20 protein-coding genes are annotated in these 21038 nt (G+C 71.3%); 7 read left to right on the top strand and 13 right to left on the bottom strand.

The window, feature by feature from the left end; translation table 11 throughout:
* Positions 1-180: 180 nt before the first annotated feature.
* Positions 181-1494 carry a magnesium transporter gene (mgtE, locus tag DWB05_RS00535; protein WP_114373885.1) on the bottom strand — a complete coding sequence of 438 codons (1314 nt, stop codon included), beginning with the start codon at positions 1492-1494 and terminating at the stop codon, positions 181-183.
* Between the two features lie 553 nt (positions 1495-2047).
* Here mgtE and DWB05_RS00530 point away from each other — a divergent pair.
* The 3 genes from DWB05_RS00530 (at position 2048) to DWB05_RS00520 (ending at position 4449) form a co-directional block, all read left to right on the top strand.
* Positions 2048-3190, top strand: coding sequence for a flagellin N-terminal helical domain-containing protein (locus tag DWB05_RS00530; protein ID WP_114373882.1), 1143 nt, complete (start codon positions 2048-2050; stop codon positions 3188-3190).
* Between the two features lie 70 nt (positions 3191-3260).
* Entirely contained in the window at positions 3261-3671 is a 411-nt protein-coding gene (locus tag DWB05_RS00525) for a flagellar biosynthesis regulator FlaF (protein ID WP_114373879.1), read from the top strand.
* A gap of 1 nt (position 3672) precedes the next feature.
* Positions 3673-4449, top strand: a complete 777-nt coding sequence (locus DWB05_RS00520; protein ID WP_114373876.1) for a DUF1217 domain-containing protein — start codon at positions 3673-3675, stop codon at positions 4447-4449.
* A gap of 15 nt (positions 4450-4464) precedes the next feature.
* Here DWB05_RS00520 and DWB05_RS00515 read toward each other — a convergent pair whose 3' ends face one another.
* From DWB05_RS00515 to DWB05_RS00485, 7 genes are all read right to left on the bottom strand, one after another.
* Positions 4465-6135, bottom strand: coding sequence for a formate--tetrahydrofolate ligase (locus tag DWB05_RS00515; RefSeq protein WP_114373872.1), 1671 nt, complete (start codon positions 6133-6135; stop codon positions 4465-4467).
* An 8-nt stretch (positions 6136-6143) separates the two neighbouring features.
* Positions 6144-7235 (bottom strand): malate/lactate/ureidoglycolate dehydrogenase, encoded by a 1092-nt coding sequence (locus DWB05_RS00510; protein WP_114373867.1) that lies wholly within the window; start codon positions 7233-7235, stop codon positions 6144-6146.
* 49 nt (positions 7236-7284) lie between these two features.
* Complete coding sequence (locus tag DWB05_RS00505; RefSeq protein WP_114373864.1) at positions 7285-8040, bottom strand: SDR family oxidoreductase; 756 nt, start codon at positions 8038-8040, stop codon at positions 7285-7287.
* A gap of 24 nt (positions 8041-8064) precedes the next feature.
* A complete protein-coding gene (locus DWB05_RS00500; RefSeq protein WP_114373861.1) occupies positions 8065-9165 on the bottom strand; it encodes an ABC transporter ATP-binding protein in 1101 nt (366 codons plus the stop codon).
* Positions 9166-9195: 30 nt separating this feature from the next.
* Positions 9196-10098, bottom strand: a complete 903-nt coding sequence (locus DWB05_RS00495) for a carbohydrate ABC transporter permease (protein ID WP_114373858.1) — start codon at positions 10096-10098, stop codon at positions 9196-9198.
* A 14-nt stretch (positions 10099-10112) separates the two neighbouring features.
* Positions 10113-11066, bottom strand: coding sequence for a carbohydrate ABC transporter permease (locus DWB05_RS00490; protein WP_114373854.1), 954 nt, complete (start codon positions 11064-11066; stop codon positions 10113-10115).
* 65 nt (positions 11067-11131) lie between these two features.
* Entirely contained in the window at positions 11132-12478 is a 1347-nt protein-coding gene (locus tag DWB05_RS00485; RefSeq protein WP_232818332.1) for an ABC transporter substrate-binding protein, read from the bottom strand.
* Positions 12479-12703: 225 nt separating this feature from the next.
* On the opposite strand from DWB05_RS00485, the gene DWB05_RS00480 reads away from it, so the two are divergent.
* Positions 12704-13495 (top strand): HpcH/HpaI aldolase family protein, encoded by a 792-nt coding sequence (locus DWB05_RS00480; protein WP_114373851.1) that lies wholly within the window; start codon positions 12704-12706, stop codon positions 13493-13495.
* 64 nt (positions 13496-13559) lie between these two features.
* Here the strand turns inward: DWB05_RS00480 and DWB05_RS00475 are convergent, their stop codons facing one another.
* On the bottom strand, positions 13560-14264 hold the full coding sequence (locus DWB05_RS00475) for an RraA family protein (RefSeq protein WP_114373848.1): 705 nt from the start codon (positions 14262-14264) through the stop codon (positions 13560-13562).
* A gap of 65 nt (positions 14265-14329) precedes the next feature.
* Positions 14330-14773, bottom strand: coding sequence for a thioredoxin TrxC (trxC, locus tag DWB05_RS00470; protein WP_114373845.1), 444 nt, complete (start codon positions 14771-14773; stop codon positions 14330-14332).
* 126 nt (positions 14774-14899) lie between these two features.
* On the opposite strand from trxC, the gene DWB05_RS00465 reads away from it, so the two are divergent.
* The 3 genes from DWB05_RS00465 to DWB05_RS00455 all read left to right on the top strand — a co-directional run bounded on the left by DWB05_RS00465 (position 14900) and on the right by DWB05_RS00455 (position 17900).
* Positions 14900-15424 (top strand): rhodanese-like domain-containing protein, encoded by a 525-nt coding sequence (locus tag DWB05_RS00465; RefSeq protein WP_114373842.1) that lies wholly within the window; start codon positions 14900-14902, stop codon positions 15422-15424.
* Positions 15425-15532: 108 nt separating this feature from the next.
* A complete protein-coding gene (locus tag DWB05_RS00460) occupies positions 15533-16405 on the top strand; it encodes a transporter substrate-binding domain-containing protein (RefSeq protein ID WP_114373839.1) in 873 nt (290 codons plus the stop codon).
* Positions 16406-16493: 88 nt separating this feature from the next.
* A complete protein-coding gene (locus tag DWB05_RS00455) occupies positions 16494-17900 on the top strand; it encodes a bifunctional enoyl-CoA hydratase/phosphate acetyltransferase (protein WP_114373836.1) in 1407 nt (468 codons plus the stop codon).
* A gap of 38 nt (positions 17901-17938) precedes the next feature.
* On the opposite strand, the gene DWB05_RS00450 is transcribed toward DWB05_RS00455, so the two are convergent.
* Genes DWB05_RS00450 through pdxH form a run of 3 tightly spaced genes read right to left on the bottom strand, consistent with a single transcriptional unit; the run spans position 17939 to position 20940 of the window.
* The gene (locus DWB05_RS00450; protein WP_114373831.1) at positions 17939-18823 is read right to left on the bottom strand and encodes a universal stress protein; all 885 of its coding nucleotides are present in this window, start codon (positions 18821-18823) and stop codon (positions 17939-17941) included.
* 57 nt (positions 18824-18880) lie between these two features.
* On the bottom strand, positions 18881-20377 hold the full coding sequence (locus DWB05_RS00445; RefSeq protein WP_232818331.1) for a bifunctional aminoglycoside phosphotransferase/ATP-binding protein: 1497 nt from the start codon (positions 20375-20377) through the stop codon (positions 18881-18883).
* Positions 20350-20940, bottom strand: a complete 591-nt coding sequence (pdxH, locus tag DWB05_RS00440; RefSeq protein ID WP_198669007.1) for a pyridoxamine 5'-phosphate oxidase — start codon at positions 20938-20940, stop codon at positions 20350-20352. The genes DWB05_RS00445 and pdxH overlap by 28 nt, the downstream gene beginning before the upstream one ends.
* Between the last annotated feature and the right edge of the window lie 98 nt (positions 20941-21038).

Below are 21038 nucleotides of genomic sequence, written 5' to 3'. Positions count from 1 at the left end.
CGGGCCGAGCGCACCCGGGCGGAGACGCAAGGGCTCAGCCGCGTTCCGGGCGGTCTCGGCGGGTTGCTGCGTCGGCCAGTGCGATCATGCGGGGGCCGCCCCTGGCCACGCGGGCGGCCCCCGTGCGTCTACTTCCCTCGTCCATGCCGGCCTCCCTCGTTCGTTGCGCGCGCATCGCGATCACCCGACCAGGAGCGCGGAGGCGATCGCGAAATAGATCAGCACCCCCGAGACGTCGGCGATGGTGGTGATCAGTGGGGCGGAGGCGGTCGCGGGGTCGAAGCCGAACCTGGAGAGCAGCACGGGCAGCGAGAGGCCGATGAGCGAACCCACCATCACCGTGCAGACCATGGTGAGTGCGACCACGAGCGCGATCTCGGGCCCCGCCCGCACCAGGCCGATGAGCGACACGACGAGCGCCATGGTGCCGCCGAGCAGGGCGGCGACAGCCATCTCCCGCCCCATCATCCGCGCCCAGTCGGAGAGCTGCGCATCGCCGGTGGCCAGTGCGCGCACCATCAGCGTGGCCGACTGGCTGCCCGCATTGCCGCCCGAATCGATGAGCAGGGGCAGGAAGAAGACGAGGGCGACATTGGCCGCGATCACGTCCTCGAAGGCGGCGATGCCGGCACCGGAGAAGATGTTGGCGAAGACGAGCACGATCAGCCAGGAGATGCGCTTGCGATACAGCAGGCCGATCGAGGCGTCGCGCAGGGAGACGACGAGGCCCGAAGTGCCGCCCGCCTTCTGGATGTCCTCGGTGGCCTCGATCTCGGCGACGTCCATCGCGTCGTCGGCGGTGACGATGCCGACCATCATCTCCCCGCCGTTGATCACCGGAATCGCCGGCAGGTCGTAGCGCGCGATCAGTCGCGCCGCCTCCTCGGCGTCGTCGTCGGCGCGCACGAAGGGCGGGTCGCGCCGCATCAACGCTTCGACGCGTTCCTCGGCGCGGGCGACGACCAAGTCCTCGAGCGCGACGGTGCCGAGCAGGCGGCGTTGCGGCGAGAGCACGTAGGCGACGGCGATCGTCTCCTTGCTCGCCGCCTGGGCGCGCAGCGCCTCGATCGCCTCGCGGGCCGTCATCTCCGGCCGCAGGGTCGCGTACTCGCTCGTCATCACCGCGCCGGCGGTGCCGGGCGGATAGGAGGCGAGGCGGCGGATGTCCTCGCGTTCGGCGGCGGCAAGAGCGGGCGAGAGTTTCTCGCGCAGCCCCTCGTCCAGCGCGGTCCAGAAGTCCGCGCGCTCGTCGGCGTCCATCGCGGCGAGAAGCTCGGCGAGCGCGCGCAGATCGGCCTCGGCCGCGATCGCGACCTGGGTCGCGGCCTCGAGGTAGCCGAAGGTCTCGGCGCGCCGGGCAAGGGGAAGCGCGGCGAGGATGGCCCAGGCTTCCTTCGGCGCGCGGCGTTCGAGCAGCGCGGCGAGATCGGCGGGGTGGAGGGCGGCGGCCGCGTCGGGTGTCAGCGTGGCCGCACCAAGCAGGGTCTTGGTCATGGGCTCGATCCTCCGGGGCTTGGGCGCGCGGCCCGGCCGGAGGATCGACGCCGCGGTCACGTCACGCGGCGGCGGTCATCCGAGGCGGGGGCCGGAGCGCGGTGAGGGGTGCGAAAACTTCCGCTCCCGTCGTCCATCGTGGTCTCCGATCGCCGTGTTGGGTGTGCCGGCAGCCGTCGGCACGCGGGGCGTATGGCAAAGGGCGGTGGTCGCGGTCAACCGCGCACGTGCGCCTCGGCCCCCACGGAGGCGTGACGGGTTTGCCGGGCGGCAGGTTTTGCCGGGTGCGCGGGTGTGGGCTGGGCGGGTTTTGCCGGGCTGTTTCGACCCCTCGCTCGGCACATGCTGCCGCGTGGTGTGCGTTTGGGCCAAGTGCTTGATTCCGAAGCGTTAACCTTCCGTTCAGGGTTGTCTCGCTTCCGTCACGGCCTGGCACGGCGGTTGCCATTCGCCCTTCAGCCGGCCGCCGCCCGTTCTGCGATGGCGTGGGGCGCGCGGGCGGCGGAACGGAACCGTGAAGGCCCCGCCGGGGGCGAGAGAGGAGAGAGGGACGATGTCCTCGATCAACACCAACGTCACCGCGATGGCAGCGATCCGCTCGCTGTCGCTGATCAGCAACCAGATGGCGAAGACCCAGGCCGCGGTGGAGTCGGGCCTGCGCATCAACAAGGCGAACGACGACCCAGCCGTGTTCTCGATCGCGCAGAGCATGCGTGCCGACCTCAACGCGCTGAGTGCGGTGCGCGACAGCCTCGCGTTCGGCAAGGCGACCCTAACCGTGGCACGCGATGCCGCGACCAAGATCTCCGATGAGCTCGGCCGACTGAAGCAGACCATCGTCCAGGGTCAGCAGCAGGGGCTGGACATCAACCAGATCAATGAACAGATCACCAACGCGCTGAACAACATTGACGCTTACGTCCAGGGAGCGACCTTCAATGGGGTCAACCTCCTCGCCGCGGGGCTCGGTCTTGCAGGCGTGAATGACACCAACCTCAACATCATTCGCGACATCCTCGGCAACACGGTTGATATCACCGGCACCAACAGCTCGGCCGCTGGGCTTGGGATCGCTGGGCTGACGGCGGACCAGTCCGGTGGCGGCCGGTTGACGTTTGACTCTTCATTGAACCCCGGCAACGGTGAGCAGGTGGAATTCGAGATCGACGGCACGACGTACATCTTCGAGTTTTCGGATGGCACTTCTGCGGTGACTGCGACCCCGAACGCCACCACGCGAGTATTCGACGTTCAATTCGATAGCGCTGACAGCCCGCTCACACGCATCGCCAATCTCGCCCAGCGCATGCAGGAGGCCGGCATCAACGCCTTCATCAATACCCAGGGCGAGCTCGTGATCCGGGCCAACATCACTGCGGGTAGCCTGAGTACGACCGTAACCGGCGCAACCGCGGTGCCAGACGACAACGCCATCGACGTGGTGCAGGGTGCCATCAACACCATGGGGCAGCGCCTCGCTACTCTCGGTGCTGCGTTGCGCCAAGTGGAGGGGCTACAGGACTTCACGAAGCAGTTGACGGACTCGGTGCGCGAAGGCCTTGGCGCTCTGGTGGACGCCGACCTGGCGGAGGAGAGTGCGCGGCTGACCTCGCTGCAGACCAAGCAGCAGCTCGCCATCCAGTCGCTCTCCATCGCCAACCAGCAGAACCAGGCCCTGCTCGGCCTGTTCCGCTGATCGCCTCACCTCGGGGGCGGCGGGGATGGCCGCTGCCCCCACCCCTTCGCCCTGAGCCGCCGCACGCCCCATGTCCGCCGCACGCTACGCCGCCCAGGCCGCCGCCAGCGAAACCCCGCGCGAACGCGAGGCGCGCGCCTTTCGCCACGTCAACGCCCAGCTCGCCGCCGCGACCGACACCGCCTCCCGCGCCGCCGCCCTGCACCTCGCGCACCGGCTGTGGTCCATCCTGCTCACCGACCTTGCCGACCCCGCCAACGCCCTGCCGCCCGATCTCAAGGCGAGGCTCATCTCGCTCGGCCTGTGGGCGCAGCGCGAGGCGGTGGCGCGCATGTCGGACCAGGGCTCGCTCGAGCCGCTGATGGCCATCCATCGCGACCTGATCGAGGCGCTCACCACCCGCCCGGCGGAAGCCACGGCGCCCGCGGCCGCCGCCAGCCCGCCCGCGCCGGGGCCGGCTTTCGTCGCCGCCGTCGCCTGACATGCTGCCCGGCATCGGCGCGCCCGCCGCCTGGAGCCTGCTGCAGCGCCAGGGCGAGGCGCTGCAGGCACGGTTCGAGGCGCGCCGCGACGTCGCCCGCGACGTCGAACGCTTCCGCGCCCGTGCCGCCGAAATCGGCTCGATCGAGGAATTGTTGCGCGACCGGCGCACCCTCACCTTCGTGCTGGAAGCGTTCCAGCTGGAAAGCGAGGTGGACAAACGCGCCGTCATCCGCCGCCTGCTGACGGAAGACCCGGCGGATCTGCGCAGCTTCGCCAACCGCATGGTCGACCCGCGCTATCGCCAGATCAACCGCGCCTTCGCCGGCCGCGACGGCCCCCCGCTCGCCGACCCGGCTCTGGTGGATCGCATCGTTCGCCTGACCCTCACCAACCGCTTCGAGAAGGCGAACGGCGAAGCCAACCCGGGGCTGCGCGAGGCGCTCTACTTCCGGCGCATGATCGGCGGGGTGGAGAGCGTGGTGCAGCTGATGGGCGACCGGGTGCTGACCGCGGTCGCCCGCACCGCGCTGGGCTTGCCGGCGAAATTCGGCATGCTGGAGTTCGAACAGCAGCGCGCGATTCTCGAGAAGCGGCTCGATCCTGCGAACTTCAAGGACCCGCGCTGGGTCGATCGTTTCGTCAACCGCTACCTGATGCTGAACGAGCAAGGCTCCGCTCCGCCCGCCGACCCGCGCCTTGCGCTGCTCGGTGGCGGGGGGGATGCGACGGCGGGGCTCGGCGCGCTGCTCGGCGCGCGGCTGAACCTGCGCGCCTGAGGCTCGGCGCCGGGCTCAGAACAGCCCCTCGATCGCCCCCGTCTCGTCGAGGCCGATCGCTTCCGCCGCCGGCACGCGCGGCAGGCCAGGCATGGTCATGATGTCGCCGGCCAGCGCCACCACGAACCCAGCACCGGCGGAGAGGCGGACGTCGCGCACCGGAAAGGTGTGTCCCTCCGGCGCGCCGAGCAGCCGCGGGTCGGCCGAGAAACTGTACTGCGTCTTGGCGATGCACACCGGCAGGCGGCCAAACCCCGCCGCCTCGAAGGCGGCGAGGCGCCGTGCGGCGAGGTCGGAGAACGTCACCTCGCCGGCGTGGTAGATTCGTGTTGCCACCGTGACGATCTTCTCCGCCAGCGGCATCTCGTCCGGGTAAAGCAAGGCAAGGTGCGCCGTGCCGGCATCGAGCCGCGCCAGCACCGCCCGCGCGAGCCCCACCGCCCCCTCGCCGCCCTCCGCCCAGTGCGTGCAGAGGATGGCGTCCGCACCCACCGCGGCCACCGCCTCGCGCACCGCCCCGATCTCGGCTTCCGTGTCGGTGTCGAACCGGTTGAGCGCGACCAGCACGGGCAGGCCGAAACCCTGCAGGTTGGCGACATGGCGCAGCAGGTTCGCGGCCCCGCGCGCCACCGCCGCCACATCCTCGCGGCCGAGCTCCGCCTTGGCGAGGCCGGCGTGCATCTTTAGCGCGCGCACGGTGGCGACGACGACGGCGCAGCCCGGCGCGAGGCCGCCGATGCGGCACTTGATGTCGAGGAACTTCTCCGCCCCGAGATCGGCCCCGAAGCCCGCTTCCGTCACCACCACGTCGGCGAGCGCGAGGGCGAGGCGGGTGGCGATCAGCGAGTTGCAGCCATGCGCGATGTTGGCGAACGGCCCGCCATGGATGAAGGCCGGCGTGCCCTCCAGCGTCTGCACCAGGTTCGGCATCAGCGCATCGCGCAGCAGGGTGGCCATGGCACCGTCGGCCTTCAGGTCGGCGGCGGTGACGGGGCTGCCGTCGCGCCGCTGCGCCACGATGATGCGCGCGAGGCGCGCCCGCAGGTCGGCGAGGTCGGAGGCGAGGCAGAGCACCGCCATCACCTCGGAGGCGGCGGTGATGTCGAACCCGTCCTCGCGCACCGGCCCGTTCGGCGGCCCGCCGAGCCCGACCACGATGTCGCGCAGCGCGCGGTCGTTCAGGTCGAGGCAGCGTCGCCAGGCGATTCGGCGCGGGTCGATGCCGAGGGCATTGCCGTGATGGAGGTGGTTGTCGATCAGGGAGGCGAGCAGGTTGTTCGCGGCCGTGACGGCGTGGATGTCGCCGGTGAAATGGAGGTTGATGTCCTCCATCGGCGCCACCTGGGCGTAGCCGCCGCCCGTCGCCCCGCCCTTCACCCCGAAGCAGGGGCCGAGCGAGGGTTCGCGCAGGCAGGCCACGGCGCGCACGCCGATCCGCCGCAGCGCATCCGCGAGCCCGATGGTGGTCGTCGTCTTGCCTTCGCCCGCCGGCGTGGGGTTGATGCCGGTGACGAGGACGAGGCGCCCGCGCTCCGTCCGTTGCGGAACGGCATCGAGCGGGATCTTCGCCTTGTGCCGCCCGTAGGGCAGGATCGTTTCGGCCCCGAGGCCGAGTTCGGCGGCGACGTCGGCGATCGGGCGCAGCGCCGTGGCGCGGGCGATGGCGAGGTCGGACGGTTGCGGCATGGCGTGGCTCAGCGCGCGGTGGGGATGCGATCCGGGGCAAGCCCGACCGAGCGGGCGGTGGCGAGGAGCGAGTCCCAGACCTCCCGCGGCAGCTCGATGCCGGCGCGTTCGCGCGCCTCGCGCTTGCGGCGCTCGGGCTCTCCCGGCATCAGCACCGCCCCGCCTGGCCGGTCGGGGCGGGAAGAGCGGCAGAAGGCGAGGAAACGCCTCGCCCGCCGCGCGAAGGCTTCCGGGTCGTCGATCACGTCGGGGCGCAGGTAGAAGGACAGCATGCCGTTGGTGATGCGCGACCGCGCGCCCTCGCGCGGGCCGGCGGTGCCGTTGCCGGTGAGCGCGCCGGCGAGGATCTCGCACAGCACGGCAAGCCCGGAGCCCTTGTGCAGGCCGAAGGCGCGGATCGCGCCTTCGCCGGCCTCCGGGTTCCGTTCTGCGCGCGAAAGGTCGCCATAGAGCGCGGCGGGATCGCCGGTCAGCCGACCGTCGGGCAGGATCAGCGCATCGGGCGGGATGGGCGGGCCGCCGCGCGAGGCGACCAGCACCTTGCCTTCGGCGACCAGCGAGGTGGCGAAATCGAGGATGATCGGCTCGCCGCCCGCGATCGGCACGCCGATGCAGAAGGGCGCGGTGGAGAGACGACGATCGACCCCGCCGAAGGGGGCGACGAGCAGCGAGCCCTGCACGTTGACGAAGTGGATCGATATCACCCCTCGCTCCGCCGCCAGCTCCGCCCATTCGCCGACGCGACCGATGTGGCCGGCATTCTTCAGTGCGATGGCGGCGAGGCCGGAGGCGAGCGCCTTCTCCACGCCGAGGCGGACGGCGAATGGAGCGACGGTCTGGCCGAAGCCGTACAGGCCGTCGACCACCGCCGTGATGGACGTTGCCCGCTCGATGCGCGGCTCGACGTCGGCGCGAACGAGGCCCTCGCGCAGCCAGGCGACGTAGCGCGGGGTGCGCACCACGCCGTGGCTGTCATGCCCCGTCAGGTTGGCGGAGACGAGCGAGGCGGCGATGCGCGCACTTTCCTCCGCCGAACAGCCGGCGGCGGCGAAGATCGCGGCGACGAACGTGCGCAAAGAGTTGGCATCGAGCACAGGCATCGGTGGGCGGCGTCGGCGTGGCAGGAGCGGAAGAGGAGGACGGACGCTTTCAACCCTGCGCCGCCGCTTCGGCTTCGGCAAGATAGCCGCGATTGGCGGTGGGGCTCAGCAGGATCTCGTTGATGCAGACATGGGGTGGCCGAGTGGCGACGAACAGGATCGCCTGCGCGACGTCTTCGGGCTTCAGCATGCGTGCGCGAACGTCGGCCGGCAGCGGGATTGGCCGACGATCGAGGATCGGCGTATCGACCTCGCCCGGTTCGATGACGCAACTGCGCACGCCGTCGCGGCAGGCCTCGAGGTTGAGGCTGTGCGAGAGGGCGACGAGGCCGTGCTTGGCCGCCGTGTAGGCAGGACCGGGCAGGGCCCCCACGAAGCGGCCCGCCCAGGAGGCGACGTGCACGATGATGCCGCGCGAGGAGCGCAGGTCGGGCAGCACGGCGCGCGCAACCAGGAACGGCGCCTTCAGGTCGGCTTCCATGATCATCGTCACCGTCGCGGCGTCGATCGCGCTCCAGGAGCGGTTCGGCGCATTCGCCCCGGCGTTTGAGACGACGAGATCGAGCCCGCCGAAGGCCGCCAGCACGGCGTCGCGCGCCGCCTCGACCTGGGCTGGGTCGGTGAGGTCGGCGGGAAAGACGAGGGCGGATGGGCCGATCAGCGCGGCCGTCTCCTCGAGGGGAGCGCGCCGGCGACCGGTGAGCGCCACACGGGCCCCCTCGGCGGCGAGCAGGACGGCGGTCGCGCGCCCGATGCCCGACCCCGCACCGGTGACCCAGGCTCGCCGTCCGGCAAGTGCGCCCATGCTCTCCCTCTCCGCCCCGCCCTCCTAGAGCACGCGATCCGTTGCGGGATCGATCAGGTGCATGCGATCCATCTGCACGGCAAGGCGCATCGCCTCGCCCGGCGCGCCCGCCGCCTGGGGGTCGACGCGGGCGCAGACGCTCGTTCGCCCGAGGCGGAAATGCACCAGCGTCTCCATCCCCATCGGCTCGACCACGTCGAGCGTGACGTCGATCGGGGCGAGGTTCGGCTTGTCGGTTCGTGTCGCCTCCGTCACGTGTTCGGGGCGGATGCCGAACAGGAGATCGCGGCCGACATGGGCCGCGTAGCGCGCGGTGCGCTCGGCCGGTACGGGAAGGGTCGGCCCGCCTTCAAGCGCGACCGCGAGTGCGGCGGCGGTGGGGACGAGCCGGGCCGGGATCATGTTCATCGCCGGGCTGCCGATGAAGCCGGCGACGAAGCGCGTGGCCGGGTTGGCGTAGAGTTCGCCGGGCGGGCCAGCCTGCTCGATGCGACCCTGATTCATCACCACCACCCGATCCGCGAGCGTCATCGCCTCCACCTGGTCGTGCGTGACGTAGACGGTGGTGGTCTTCACCGTCTGGTGCACCGCCTTGATCTCGGTGCGCATCTGCACGCGGAGCTGGGCGTCGAGGTTGGAGAGCGGTTCGTCGAACAGGAACACCTTCGGGTCGCGCACGATGGCGCGGCCCATCGCCACGCGCTGGCGCTGCCCCCCCGAGAGCGCCTTCGGCTTGCGATCGAGAAGCTCGCCGAGGCCCAGGATGCGGGCGGCGCGATCGACGCGGCGCGCGATCTCCTCGCGCGGGAAGCCGCGCAGTTTCAGCCCGAAGGCCATGTTCTCGAACACCGTCATGTGCGGGTAGAGGGCGTAGTTCTGGAACACCATGGCGATGTCGCGATCGCGCGGCGGGATGTCGTTCACCACCTCGCCGCCGATGCGGATCTCGCCCGCCGTCACCTCCTCGAGCCCTGCGATCATGCGCAGGGTGGTGGTCTTGCCGCAGCCGGAGGGGCCGACCAGGACGACGAATTCCCGGTCGGCAATCTCGAGATCGATCGCCTTCACCGCCGCCACACCGCCGTCGTAGGTCTTGGTCAGCCGGCGGAGACTCACCTGCGCCATCGCTCCTCCCTCGAGCCGGCCTGCCGCGGCTCAGCCCTTGGTCGCGCCGGCGGTCAGCCCGGCGATGTAGTAGTCCAACAGGAAGACGTAGACGACGACGGGGGGCAGGGCGGCGAGCAGGGCGCCGGCCATGATCTGGCCCCAGGCGAAGGTGTCGCCGCGGACGAGCTGGGAGACGACGCCGATGGTGAGCGGCATCGCCTCCGGCTTGGTGATGAAGGCCGTCGGATAGACGAAGGCCGCCCAGGAGACGGTGAAGGCGAAGATGGTCGCGGCGATGATGCCGGGCAGGGCGACGGGCACGAAGATGCGGAGCAGCATCTGCAGCCAGGACGCGCCGTCGATCAGCGCCGCCTCGTCGAGCTCCTTCGGGATGGAGGCGAAGTAGCCGATCATGATCCAGGTGCAGAACGGCACGGTGAGCGTGGGGTAGACGAGGACGAGGCCCCAGATCGAGTTGAGGAGCCCGAGCGAGCCGACGATCTGGTAGAGGGGAATGAACAGCAGCGTGTCCGGCACGAGATAGGTGAGGAACACGCCCGTCGCCAAAGTCGTGCTGCCCCAGAACCGCATGCGGGAAAGCGCGAAGGCGGCCGGCACGGACACCGCCATCGTGATGGCGACGACGATCAGCGTGACGATGATCGAATTGCGGAAGAAGCCCAGGAACAGCGGGTTGCCGAGGATCGCCGCGTAGTGCTCGAGGGTGGGCTCGCGCACGAACCAGGGGCTGAGCGACTGGTCCGCCATCTCGGCGTTCGTCTTCAGCGAGGTGATCAGCATGTAGACGGGCGGGGCGAGGAAGATCACCGCCGCGAAGCCAAGCGAGGCATAGGCCGCGCGCAGTGCCCAAGCACGTTCGCGCGACAGGCTGCCCGCGCGGCGATAGAGCTTGGGGAAATCGCGGTTGGCGGCGGAGGTCGCGGCGTCCATGCCCTTTCTCTCCGTCACATCATCTCGCGGGCCCGGCGCGACACGCCACGCAGGATGAAGAAGGCCGCGACCGCGAGGATCGGCAGCATGAAGAGCGAGACGGCCGCGCCGCGCGGCAGGTGCCCCGACAGGATGCCGACCTGGAAGGCGTAGGTGGCGAACAGGTGGGTGGTGTCGCGCGGCCCGCCGTTGGTGAGCACGCGCACGATGTCGTAGTTGGCGAAGGTGACGATCAGGCTGAACAGGACGGTGATGGCGATGATGTTCCGCATCATCGGCAGCGTCACGTAGAGGAGCTTCTGCAGACCCGTCGCACCGTCGATCGCCGCCGCCTCGTAGAGCTGTTCGGGGACGGATTTCAGCGCAGCGAGATACATGATCATGAAGAACGGCGCGCCGTACCAGACATTGACGGTGACGACGGCGATGCGCGCCCACCACGGCGTGCCGAGCCAGGGAATGGAGGGAAAGCCGAAGACGTTGAGGATCCAGTTGATCGAGGAGTAGGACGGGTCGAACATCCACCACCAGCCCAAGGTGGAGAGGGCGGGCGGGATGACCCAAGGGATCAGCAGCATGCCGCGCCACTTGCGCTGCCCGCGCGCGGGGATGGTGTGCAGCATGTGGGCGAGCCAGAAGCCGATCAGCGCCTTCAGCAGCACGGCGGTGATGGCGAAGAAGCAGGATTGCCACACCACCATGCGGAAGGTTTCGGACTCGATCAGGAACAGGTAGTTGTCGAGCCCGACCGAAGCCGTCATGCGGCGATTGAGGGTGGAGAGGTAGATCGCCCACGTCGCCGGCCAGGCGACCAGGCCGGCGATGATCAGGATGAGCGGCAGCGCCAGCAGGAAGGCGATGGTCGAGCGGCGGCGGGCGAGACGGGCGAGCGAGCCCGTTCGTCGGCGCGGCACCGTCACGTCCGCCTCACCGCGTGCGATCGTGCCGCTGACCCCGTCAGGCGCCATGCCGGCAGCCCGTTCCGGCGCGCCCGCTCACCGCGCGCCCTGCCGTGTCCTCGCCTCGGCCTCGCTCAGCCGCGGGCGAAGGTGCGCAGCTCGCGCTCGGCCCAGGCCAGAGCCTGGTCGATCGTCTCGCCAGCCTGCGCGATGCGCGCGATCAGCTTGGTGTTCACGCCCTGCGTGTAGGCCTGCACCGCGATCTCCGGCGGGGCGGGGGCGAAGGCGACCGAGGCGCGCGCGTTGTGGTGCGCCTTCAGCGGGTAGTTGAAGACGACGCCGACGGGCGGCCCCTCCGTCTTCCACACGGTGAAGTCGTTCATGCTGAGGAAGGGCGGGATGTCGTAGCCGGCCGAGGTCGCGCTCTGCTTCTCGGCCGATTCGCGCTGGGAGAGGAACTCGAGCAGCGACTTCGCCGCCGACTGGTGGCGGCTGAAGTTCCAGATCCCCCAGAAGTACGGCAGATAGGGCACAAAGCGGCCCTCCGGCCCTGCCGGCATCGGGAAGGTCCAGTGCTGGTCGTGGCCCGGCATGTTGTCGCGCCGCGCCACCGCCCAGGCCGAGGGCGGGTTGAAGATGAGGGCGGAGCGGCCGGCCTGGATGGCGCGGTTGTTCGAAGCATCGTCCCAGGCCCAGACGTCCTGCGGCAGGAAGCGGGCCAGCCGGAGCATGTATTCGACCGCCGCCCGCAGCTTGGCGTTGCCGCGCACGGTGGGGCGGCCCTCCGCATCCAGCATCGAGGCGCCGAAGGAGGCGAACAGGGCGCCCACCCAGTCCACCGCATCGGAGGTGGTGCCCATCGGCAAGCCGAACGGCACGCCCGCGGCATGACACTTCTCCGCCGCGGCCAGGAAGGTGTCCCACGTCCACTGCTCCGCCCCCGGTCCGGCGCGGTCCTCGGCCGGCCACATCTCCCGCACGTCGATTCCGGCATGTTGCTTGAGGAGATCGATCCGCCCAAGAGACGGCTTCATCTGCGTTCCGGAGACGGCGGGGATGGCGACCCAGCGCCCGTCGCGCTTGGCGAGATACTCCGCCGCGTTGTTCACCGGCCCGTATTGCGCGATGAGCCGCCCCATCACGTCATCCACCGGCACCAGCTGATCGGCATAGGCGGCGGGGAACCAGGTCGGGAAAGAGAGAATGTCGTGGCCCGATCGGCTCTGCGCCTGGGCGGCGATGGTCAGTTCGTTCTGCCGCCCGACCGAGGTGATGAAGTCCACCTGCACCTCGACCCGCTCTCGCGCGCCCCAGGCGGCGCAGAGCTCGCGCAGCGCGCCATTGCCGGCCGGCACCCAGTGGTCCCAGAAGCCGCAGCGCAGGGTGACGCGGGGTTGGCCGTGCACCGCCACCAGCGGCAAGGCGCTCGCCGCCGCGCCGCCGGCGACCGAGCCGAGGAACGTCCGACGTGTCGTGCGCATGCCTGCCATGTCCGTCTCCCCAGTCTTCGTGTCGTGCCGCTTCATCGCCGTGAAGCGATGGTGATCCGGCATCTTTTTCGTCTCCCGGGCCGACTGTAGCGGCCTTGCGCATCGGCGCGCAACGCCGATCGCGCCCTTGGCGCAGGGAGCACGATCGGTTGAGATGCCACCGATGGCGGGTCGCGCATCCGCCGGCAGTCAGGCAGGGAACGAAAGGGGAGAGGCGTGCGCCCGAACAGGATTCGCGAGCTCTGGGCCGCAGGGAAGACCGTGGTCAACGGCTGGCTCGGCATCCCGTCGTCGATCGCGGCGGAGGCGATGGCGCAGGCGGGCTGGGACAGCCTGACCATCGACCTGCAGCACGGCATGGTGCATTTCGACACCGCGGTGCCGATGCTGCAGGCGATCTCCACCACGCCCGCCGTGCCCCTCGCCCGCGTGCCGTGGAACGAGCCCGGCATCATCATGAAGATGCTGGATGCCGGCGCCTACGGCATCATCTGCCCGATGGTGAGCTCGCGCGCCGAGTGCGAGCGCTTCGTGCGCGCCTGCCGCTACCCGCCGAACGGCTATCGCAGTTTCGGCCCGCTGCGCGCGGCCTGGTACGCCGGCACGGCCGACTACTGGAAGCACGCCGACGCCACCGTGCTCACCTTCGCCATGATCGAGACCGCGGAGGCGCTGGAGAGGCTCGAGGAGATCGTGACCACGCCGGGGCTCGATGCGGTGTATGTCGGCCCGAACGACCTCGCGCTCGCGATCGGCGAGACGCCGGCGATCGATCCGACCGCAGAACGGACTCTGGCCGAGATCCGCCGCATCGCGGAAGTGGCGACGAAGCATGGCGTGGTGCCCGGCATCCACACGGGGAGTGCGGACGGGGCGAAGCGGATGTTCGGCCTCGGCTACCGCTTCGCAACCATCATGGGCGACTCGGCCCTGCTCACGGCGGCGGCGAAGGCGGCGGTGGCGGCGGCGAAAGGCGCGGAGGCGAAGCCGGGCGGCGGCACCTACTGACGCTCGTGGCGGCGACGTCCCGGTCGCACCGTCGGCGGCCGAACGGACGTCCGCCCCGCCCCGATCAGTGGATCTCGCTCATCCGGGCGAAGGCGGCGCGCAGGTCGGCGATGCCGAATCCCGGCCGGCGCGCCGCCTCCAGGATCACCGCCTCGCGCCGCGCGCACAACGCCGCCGCCTCCGGCACCCGTGCCGCGACCTCGTGCGGAATCACCACGGCGCCATGGCGGTCGGCGTGCACGAGCTCGCCATCATGCACCACCATGCCGTGGATGCTCACCGTCACCCCCACGGCGACCACATGGACGAAGGCGTGCGACGGGGCGAGCATGCCGGCGAGGATGGGGAAGCCTTTCGCCATCATCGGGATGTCGCGGATCGAGCCGTTGGTGATGCAGCCGGCAACACCGAGCGCCTTATGCACGGTCGTCTGCACCTCGCCCCAGAAGGCGCCCGTTCCGGGAACGGAATCGAGATCCTGGATGACGGCGATGTTCGGCCCGGGCGTCGGTTGCGCGACGTGCTCGTAGTAGCGCAGACGAAGCGCGTTGCGCTCCTCGGCCGCCATCGCGGGCGGGCGCTCGGCACGGATGGCGGCGGTGCGCGCGTAGCCGACCAGGATCGCGTCCGGGTGGTCGTTGTGCACGAAGGGGCGGGTGGTGAAACGGATCAGCTCGCGCGGGGAGACGAGCTCCTCCAGCGCGTTGCACACCGTCGGCGTGTCGAGCTTGGCGAGTTCGGCCAGTAGCGCCGGGTCGTGTACGGTCATGCCGGTCCTATCCTCCCTTCGTGATCGCGCGACCCTCCCAAAGGATCGCGGGCGCGTCGAGAGGCTCAGGCGGCGAGGCGTTCGGCGAAGGCGAGCAGGTCACGCAACGGCAGGGCGCCGGACAGGCGGGCCACCTCGCGCCCGCCCCTGAACCCGATCAGGGTGGGGATGGCGCGCACGCCGAAGCGCGCCGCCGCCTCCGCGTGAGCCTCGGTGTCGAGCTTGAGGAAGCGCACCTGCGGCAGACGTGCGGCGGCTTCGGCGAAGGTGGGGGCGAAGGCGCGGCAGGGGCCGCACCACGGCGCCCAGAGATCGAGCACGGCGGGCAGCTGATCCTTCTCGAGGAAGCGCGCGAGGCGTGCGCCGTCGGTCTCGATCGGTGCGGCCGGCAGAAGAGGCGCGCGGCACGACCCGCACACCGGCCTTTCGTTCAGGCGCGCGGCCGGCACGCGATTGAGGGTGCCGCAGGCGGGGCAGACGAGGATGGTGGCGTCACGCTGATCGCTCATGGCGCACCAGCTAGCACGCCGGCGCGGAGGCCGCGACGGGACGGCGCGCATGCCTTCGTTGACCCGAAGATAGCACCGCCCTATCTCTCTTCCGTAACGGAACGGCGAGGAGGAAAGGCGCGCACCATGGCCAAGCCCATCGACCCCGCAACGCTGAAGAAACGGCTCGACGACGGCACCGCCATCGTTCTCGACCTGCGCGACCCCGACGAGTTCGCCCGCGAGCACATTCCCGGTGCGCGGCTGCTGCCCGCCCCGGTGCTCGATGCGCGCGATCTCGCTGCGGAGCCAGGCAAGGCGATCGTGCTGGCCTGCGCTTCGGGGGTTCGCACCGAGGCCTGTCTCGCCCGCCTGCCGCGCGAAGCGACCACCGAGACTTACGTGCTGGAGGGCGGCCTGTCCGCCTGGAAGCGGGCGGGGCTGCCCGTGGTGCAGGGGGCGGCGCCGCCGATTTCGCTCGCCCGGCAGACGATGATCGGCGCGGGGCTGATGGTGCTCCTCTGGCTCGCCCTCGGCGTGTTCGTCTCGCCCTGGTTCCTGCTGATGGTCGCCTTTGTCGGCGTGATGCTGAACGTGGCGGGCTTCACCGGCTTCTGCCCGATGACGCGCATCCTCGCCCGCCTGCCCTGGAACCGCCCCGCCCGCGCATGACGCCAGCCGTCGGCCGCTGAGGCGACCCCACGGCTCCGCTCCGTCTTGCCGACCGGGGTCGGGCGCGCGATAGGGCGCCACACGCTAGTTTCCCGAAGCCCCCGCCCGATGTCGCGCCTCGCCGCCGCCCTGCTCGCCGCCGCGCTGATCACCCCCTCCCTCGCCGCGGCCGATGCGCTGCGCGAGGCGGCGGAGCGCGGCACGCTTCGGCTCGGCGTGCGCGCCGACGCCGCCCCTTTCTCGGCGGCGGACGGAGCGGGCGGCTATGCGGGCTACGCGGTCGATCTCTGCCGTGCGGTGGTGGAGCGGGCCGCGCGCGCCACCGGCCGGCCGATCACCGCCCAGTTCGTCGCCATCGACGCCGGCAACCGCTTCGCCGCCCTCGCCGAGGGACGGATCGACCTCCTCTGCGAGGCGACGAGCCGAACCCTCTCCCGTCTCGACCACGCCGATTTCACGCTGCCCACCTTCGTCACCGGCCCTGGCCTGATGGTGCGCCTCGCGCCCGGGGCGGTGCGGCTTCCCCCGCTCGGCGGCAAGGGCGTGGGCGCACCGGAGCAGGCGCCGCGGCGCATCGGCGTGCTCGCCGGCACCACGGCCGAGCGGCTGCTGCGGGAACGCGTCGCGCGCGGAGAACTCGCCGCCCAGATCATCGAGGCGGCGACGCATCAGGACGGGCTCGCCGCGCTGACCGCGGGGCTGACCGATGCCTACGCCGCCGACCTCGAGATCCTGGTCAGCTTGCGCGGTCAGGCCGCCGACCCCGCCGCGCTCGCCATCGCCGACCGCGTGCTCGGGCTCGAGACCTATGCGCTTGCCGTACGCCCGGGGGCGCGGGAACTGCGCGTGCTGGCCGACCGCGTGATCGCCGAGGCCGCGCGGTCGGGCGAGCTCGTGCGCATCGCCGCCCGCCACTTCCCCGGGCGCGAGCCGGGCGAGGCTTTCCTCGCGCTGATGCTGTTCAACGCCCTGCCCGAGTGAAGCGGGCGGCAACCGTCATCATCCCGCCATGGCAGCGGTGGGGCGGGATGGGCTAGGGACGCGGCTGTCGCAGCGCGGGAGCGATCCCATGAAGCCCGTCCAGGCCATCAACCGCACCTACGACGAGATTGCCGTCGGCGACACCGCCTCCGAGGTCAGGACCATCACCGCCGACGACCTCGTGCTGTTCGCGCACGCCTCCGGCAACCTCAACCCGATCCATCTGCCGGGCAAGCAAGGCGAAGGCGACGACGAGGAGGCGGTGGCGCCCGGCATGCTGGTCGCCTCGCTCTTCTCCTCCGTGCTCGGCAACAAGCTCCCCGGCCCCGGCACGCTCTATCGCCGCCAGACCGTGCACTTCGCCGCCCGCGCCAAGGTCGGCGACACGCTGACGGTGACGATGACGGCGAAGCTCAAGCTCGCCGACAACGTGATCGTCTTCGACGGGCGCGTGGTGAACCAGGATGGCGTCGTCATCGCCGAAGGCGAGGCGGAGGTCATCGCGCCATCGAAGCGGATGACGCTCGATGATGCCGCGTTGCCGATCCTGTCGCTGCGCCGGCAGGTGAAGTTCGACCGTCTGATCGCCGCCTGTTCGGGCCTTCCGCCGCTCGCCACCGCCGTCGTCCATCCCTGCGATCAGGCCTCGCTGGCGGGGCCGATGGAGGCGGCGAAGGCGGGGCTGATCGTGCCCCTCCTGGTCGGCCCCCGCGCGCGGATCGAGAAGGTCGCCCAGGAGCACGGGATCGACATCAGCGGCGTGGAGATCGTGGAAACGCCGCACAGCCACGCCTCGGCCGAACGCGGTGTCGCGCTGGTGCACGAGGGCCGGGTGCGCGCCCTGATGAAGGGGGCGCTCCATTCCGACGAGATCCTGCACGAGGTGGTCAAGCGCGACGGCGGCCTGCGCACCAAGCGCCGCATCAGCCACGCCTTCGTGCTCGATGCACCGGGAATCAACCACCTGCTGATCGTCACCGACGCCGCGATCAACATCTTGCCCGATCTGCTCACCAAGGCCGACATCGTGCAGAACGCGATCGACCTCGCGCGCGCGATCGGCATCGAGAAGCCGAAGGTGGCGGTGATGAGCGCGGTGGAAACGGTGAACCCGGCGATCCCCTCCTCGGTGGAGGCGGCCGCGCTGTCCAAGATGGCCGAGCGCGGGCAGATCACGGGCGGCATCGTGGACGGGCCCCTCGCCATGGACAATGCGATCGACCTCGACGCCGCCCGCACCAAGGGCATCACCTCCCTCGTCGCCGGGCGGGCCGAAGTGCTGGTGGTACCGAACCTCGAGGCCGGCAACATGCTGGCGAAGAACCTCACCTTCGTCGCCCGCGCCGATGCGGCGGGGCTGGTGCTCGGCGCGCGGGTACCGGTGATGCTGACCAGCCGGGCGGACGATGCCCGCGCCCGCATGGCCTCCGCCGCGCTCGCCGTGCTGTACGAGCACTGGCTGACGACGGGCGAGTCGGCGGTGAAGGGAGTCTGAGCGCCGTCGATCGCTGCGGCGGCGGGCTGCCCCGCCGCTCAGCGGTTCATCAGGAGCGTGACATCGGCGTGCTCCAGCACGTGCCGGGTCACGCCGCCGAGGATCAACTGGCGCAGGCGGGAGTGGCTGTAGGCGCCCATGATCAGGAGGTCGGCACCGAACTCGGCGGCGGCGGCGAGCAGCCCCGCGCCGACGGCGCCACCCGCGGAGCCGATCGGCTTGAAGGCGCGGGACTCCGCCGCCACCCCGTGCCAAGCGAGGTAGTCGATCAGCCCCGACACGTCCGGCCCCCGCCGCTGATACTCCTCGGCGTGCAGCACGCGCACGGCCTCCGCCCGCTCGATCCAGGGCAGTCCGGCGGCGACGGCGGCCGAGGACTCCGCCGTGCCGTTCCAGGCGATGGCCACGCGCCGGCCGATCGTTTCGGGGGCGGTGCGGCGTGAGACCATCACCGGCCGTCCCGAGTCGAACAGGACCGCGTGCAGGGCGTCCGAGGTGGAGACGTCGTCGTCGGCCTCCGGGTGGGCGAGCACGACCAGGTCGGCAAGCCGCGCCTGGTGCGCCACCACCTCCTCCTCGCGCCCGACCACGGTGGCGAAGGAGGCGGTGACCGTGCCGGCGGAGAAGGCCTGGGCGGGGTCGGCGACCATCGGCACGCCGTTCTGCTCGACGAAGCGGGAAAAGAGCGCCTCCACCTTGCGCGCGCGCTCGGCCGCCTCGCGTTCGGTGGCACTCATCATCTCCTCGATCATCGCCCCGGACAGGCCCTCGCCGGCAAGGGGTGCGACATCGCGCGGATCGAGCCGCACGTGCAGCCCCTGGACGTGGGCGCGCCAGATCCGGGCGGCGAGGAAGGCGGTGGCGAGCGCGGCCTCGCCGGCGGCGCTGCCGATCACGGGCAACAGGAGCTTGCGGTAGGCCATGCGCGGGTCTCCACAGGGCGTGACGGGCGCCTCTCTAGCACGCTCGCCACGACGCGATCACGGTTTCGGGAGCAAGTGCCGGGCGCGGTCGACGAGATCGGGCGCGGCGGCATCCAGGCTGACCCAGGCGATCGGACCCGGATCATGCTTCAGGGCGGCGCGCAGCACGGCGATGTCGGCATCCGAGGCGTCGCCGACGCGGGCAGCGAGCCGCGCCTCGAGCACCTCGGGGGGCGCGTGCAGCCAGAAGCCGACGAAGGGGGCTTCGCCGCGCGCGGCCTCGATCGCCGCGCGTTCCTCCGGGCGGAGGAAGACCGCATCGGCGATCGCGGCGTGGCCGGCGGCAATCGTCGCGTCGGCGAGGCGGATGAGTTCCCCGTAGACCGCGCGCGAGGCCTCCGCCGTGTAGGCCTCGGCCCCCAGGCGCTCCTCCGGAGCCCGCCCGGCGAGGCGCTTGCGGATCTCGTCCGAGCGCAGGACGAGCGCGCCGGGAGCGGGGCCGAGGTCGGGCGCGAGGGCGCGGGCGAGGGTGGATTTGCCCGTTCCCTGCAGCCCGCCGATCGCGACCAGAAGGGCAGGTGGGGGGGCGAGAAACGCCATCGCCCGATCGAGGTAGTCCCCTGAATCGGCGGCCCGCCCCATCCGCGCGGCGACATGGGCCCTGATCATGGCGCGGGAGGAGAGCCAAAGCGGCAGGCCCCGCACCAGCGCCGCATCGCCCGTGCGCGCCACATAGCGGTTCAGCACGCGGTTGGCCGCCGCCCGGCCCGCCCGCCGCTCGAGATCCATCAGCAGGAAGGCGAGGTCGTAGCCGAGATCGATGGTGGCGAGCTCCTCGTCGAACTCGAGCGCGTCGAACGGCACCACCCGGCCCTGCCAGAGGCAGAGATTGGCGAGATGCAGGTCGCCATGCGCGCGGCGGACGAAGCCCGCGCGGGCTCGGGCCGCGAACCAGGCGGCGAGGCGGCGGTGCCAGGCGAGCGCCCGCTGCTCCCAGGCGGCGACCACCGCGCCGGCGAGGCCCGCCTCGCGCGCCGCCCGCGCGTTGCCGGCGATCACCCGCGCCATCGCGGCGGCGGCATCGACACTCCGCGCCGGCGGGAGGGCGGCGTGCATCGCCGCCACTGCATCGCCGATCGCATCGAGCAAGCCCGCGGTGAGCGCGCCGCGTTCCGCCACCCGGTCGAGGAAGTCCGCCTCCGGCACGCGGGCCATCTCCACCGCCCACTCGACCACCTCGCCCTCGCCGCCGAGCGCAAGCGCGCCGTCGCGGCGGCGGACGATGGGGACGACGCCGCGATAGAGCCCCGGCGCGTGCGGGGCGTTGAGGCCGAGCTCGCGCCGGCAGAAGCGTTCCCGCGCGGCCAAGGCGGAGAAGTCGAGGAAGGAGAGGCGCACCGGGCGCTTCACCTTCCACACCCGATCCTCGCCCACGAAGACGCGCGAGATGTGGGTCTCGATCGGGGGGCGGCCGGCAAGCCGGGTGAGGAAGGCGGTGACCTCGGCCTCGTCGCGCGCCGAGTCGGTCAGGGGTAGAGGAGTTCGGTCCGCCACGGCTCGTCCTCCGAGTCGCGGCGATAGACGAGCCGCTCGTGCAGGCGGAAGGGGCGGTCGCGCCAGAATTCGATCACGCGGGGGGAGAGGCGGAAGCCCGACCAGTGCGGCGGACGGGGAATCTCGCCGGCGCCGAACTTGATGGTCCAGTCGGCGACCGCCTTCTCCAGCGCCCAACGCCCCTCGAGCGGGCGCGATTGTTTCGAGGCCCAGGCGCCGATGCGCGAGCCCCGCGGGCGGGAGGCGAAGTACGCATCCGCCTCCTCGTCGGAGACGCGCGCGACGGGGCCTTCGACGCGGACGGAACGGAGCAGGGATTTCCAGTGAAAGCACAGCGCGGCATGCGGGTTGGCGGCCAGTTCCCGCCCCTTTCGGCTCTCCAGGTTGGTGTAGAAGACGAAGCCCCGCGAATCCGCCCCCTTGAGCAGGACCATGCGCGCCGAAGGCCGGCCATCGGGGGTGGCGGTGGCGAGGCAGCAGGCGTTGGGGTCGTTCGGTTCGCTCTTCTCGGCCTCCGCCAGCCAGGCGGCGAAGCGGGCGAAGGGGTCTTCGACGTCGGACACGCGGATCGGCTCCGTCAGCTCTTGGCGTGTTCGCCGGTGATGGGCCCGCCTCCCGGGCCTGTCCAGCCCCCTTGCCCCGGCGCGCGGTCGCGTGCCAC

This window comes from Elioraea thermophila (ex Habib et al. 2022), from assembly GCF_003336755.1.
GTDB classification, from domain to species: domain Bacteria; phylum Pseudomonadota; class Alphaproteobacteria; order Acetobacterales; family Acetobacteraceae; genus Elioraea; species Elioraea thermophila.
The sequence above is the reverse complement of the archived record's forward strand: the minus strand, read 5'-3'. Positions and strand labels throughout refer to the sequence as shown.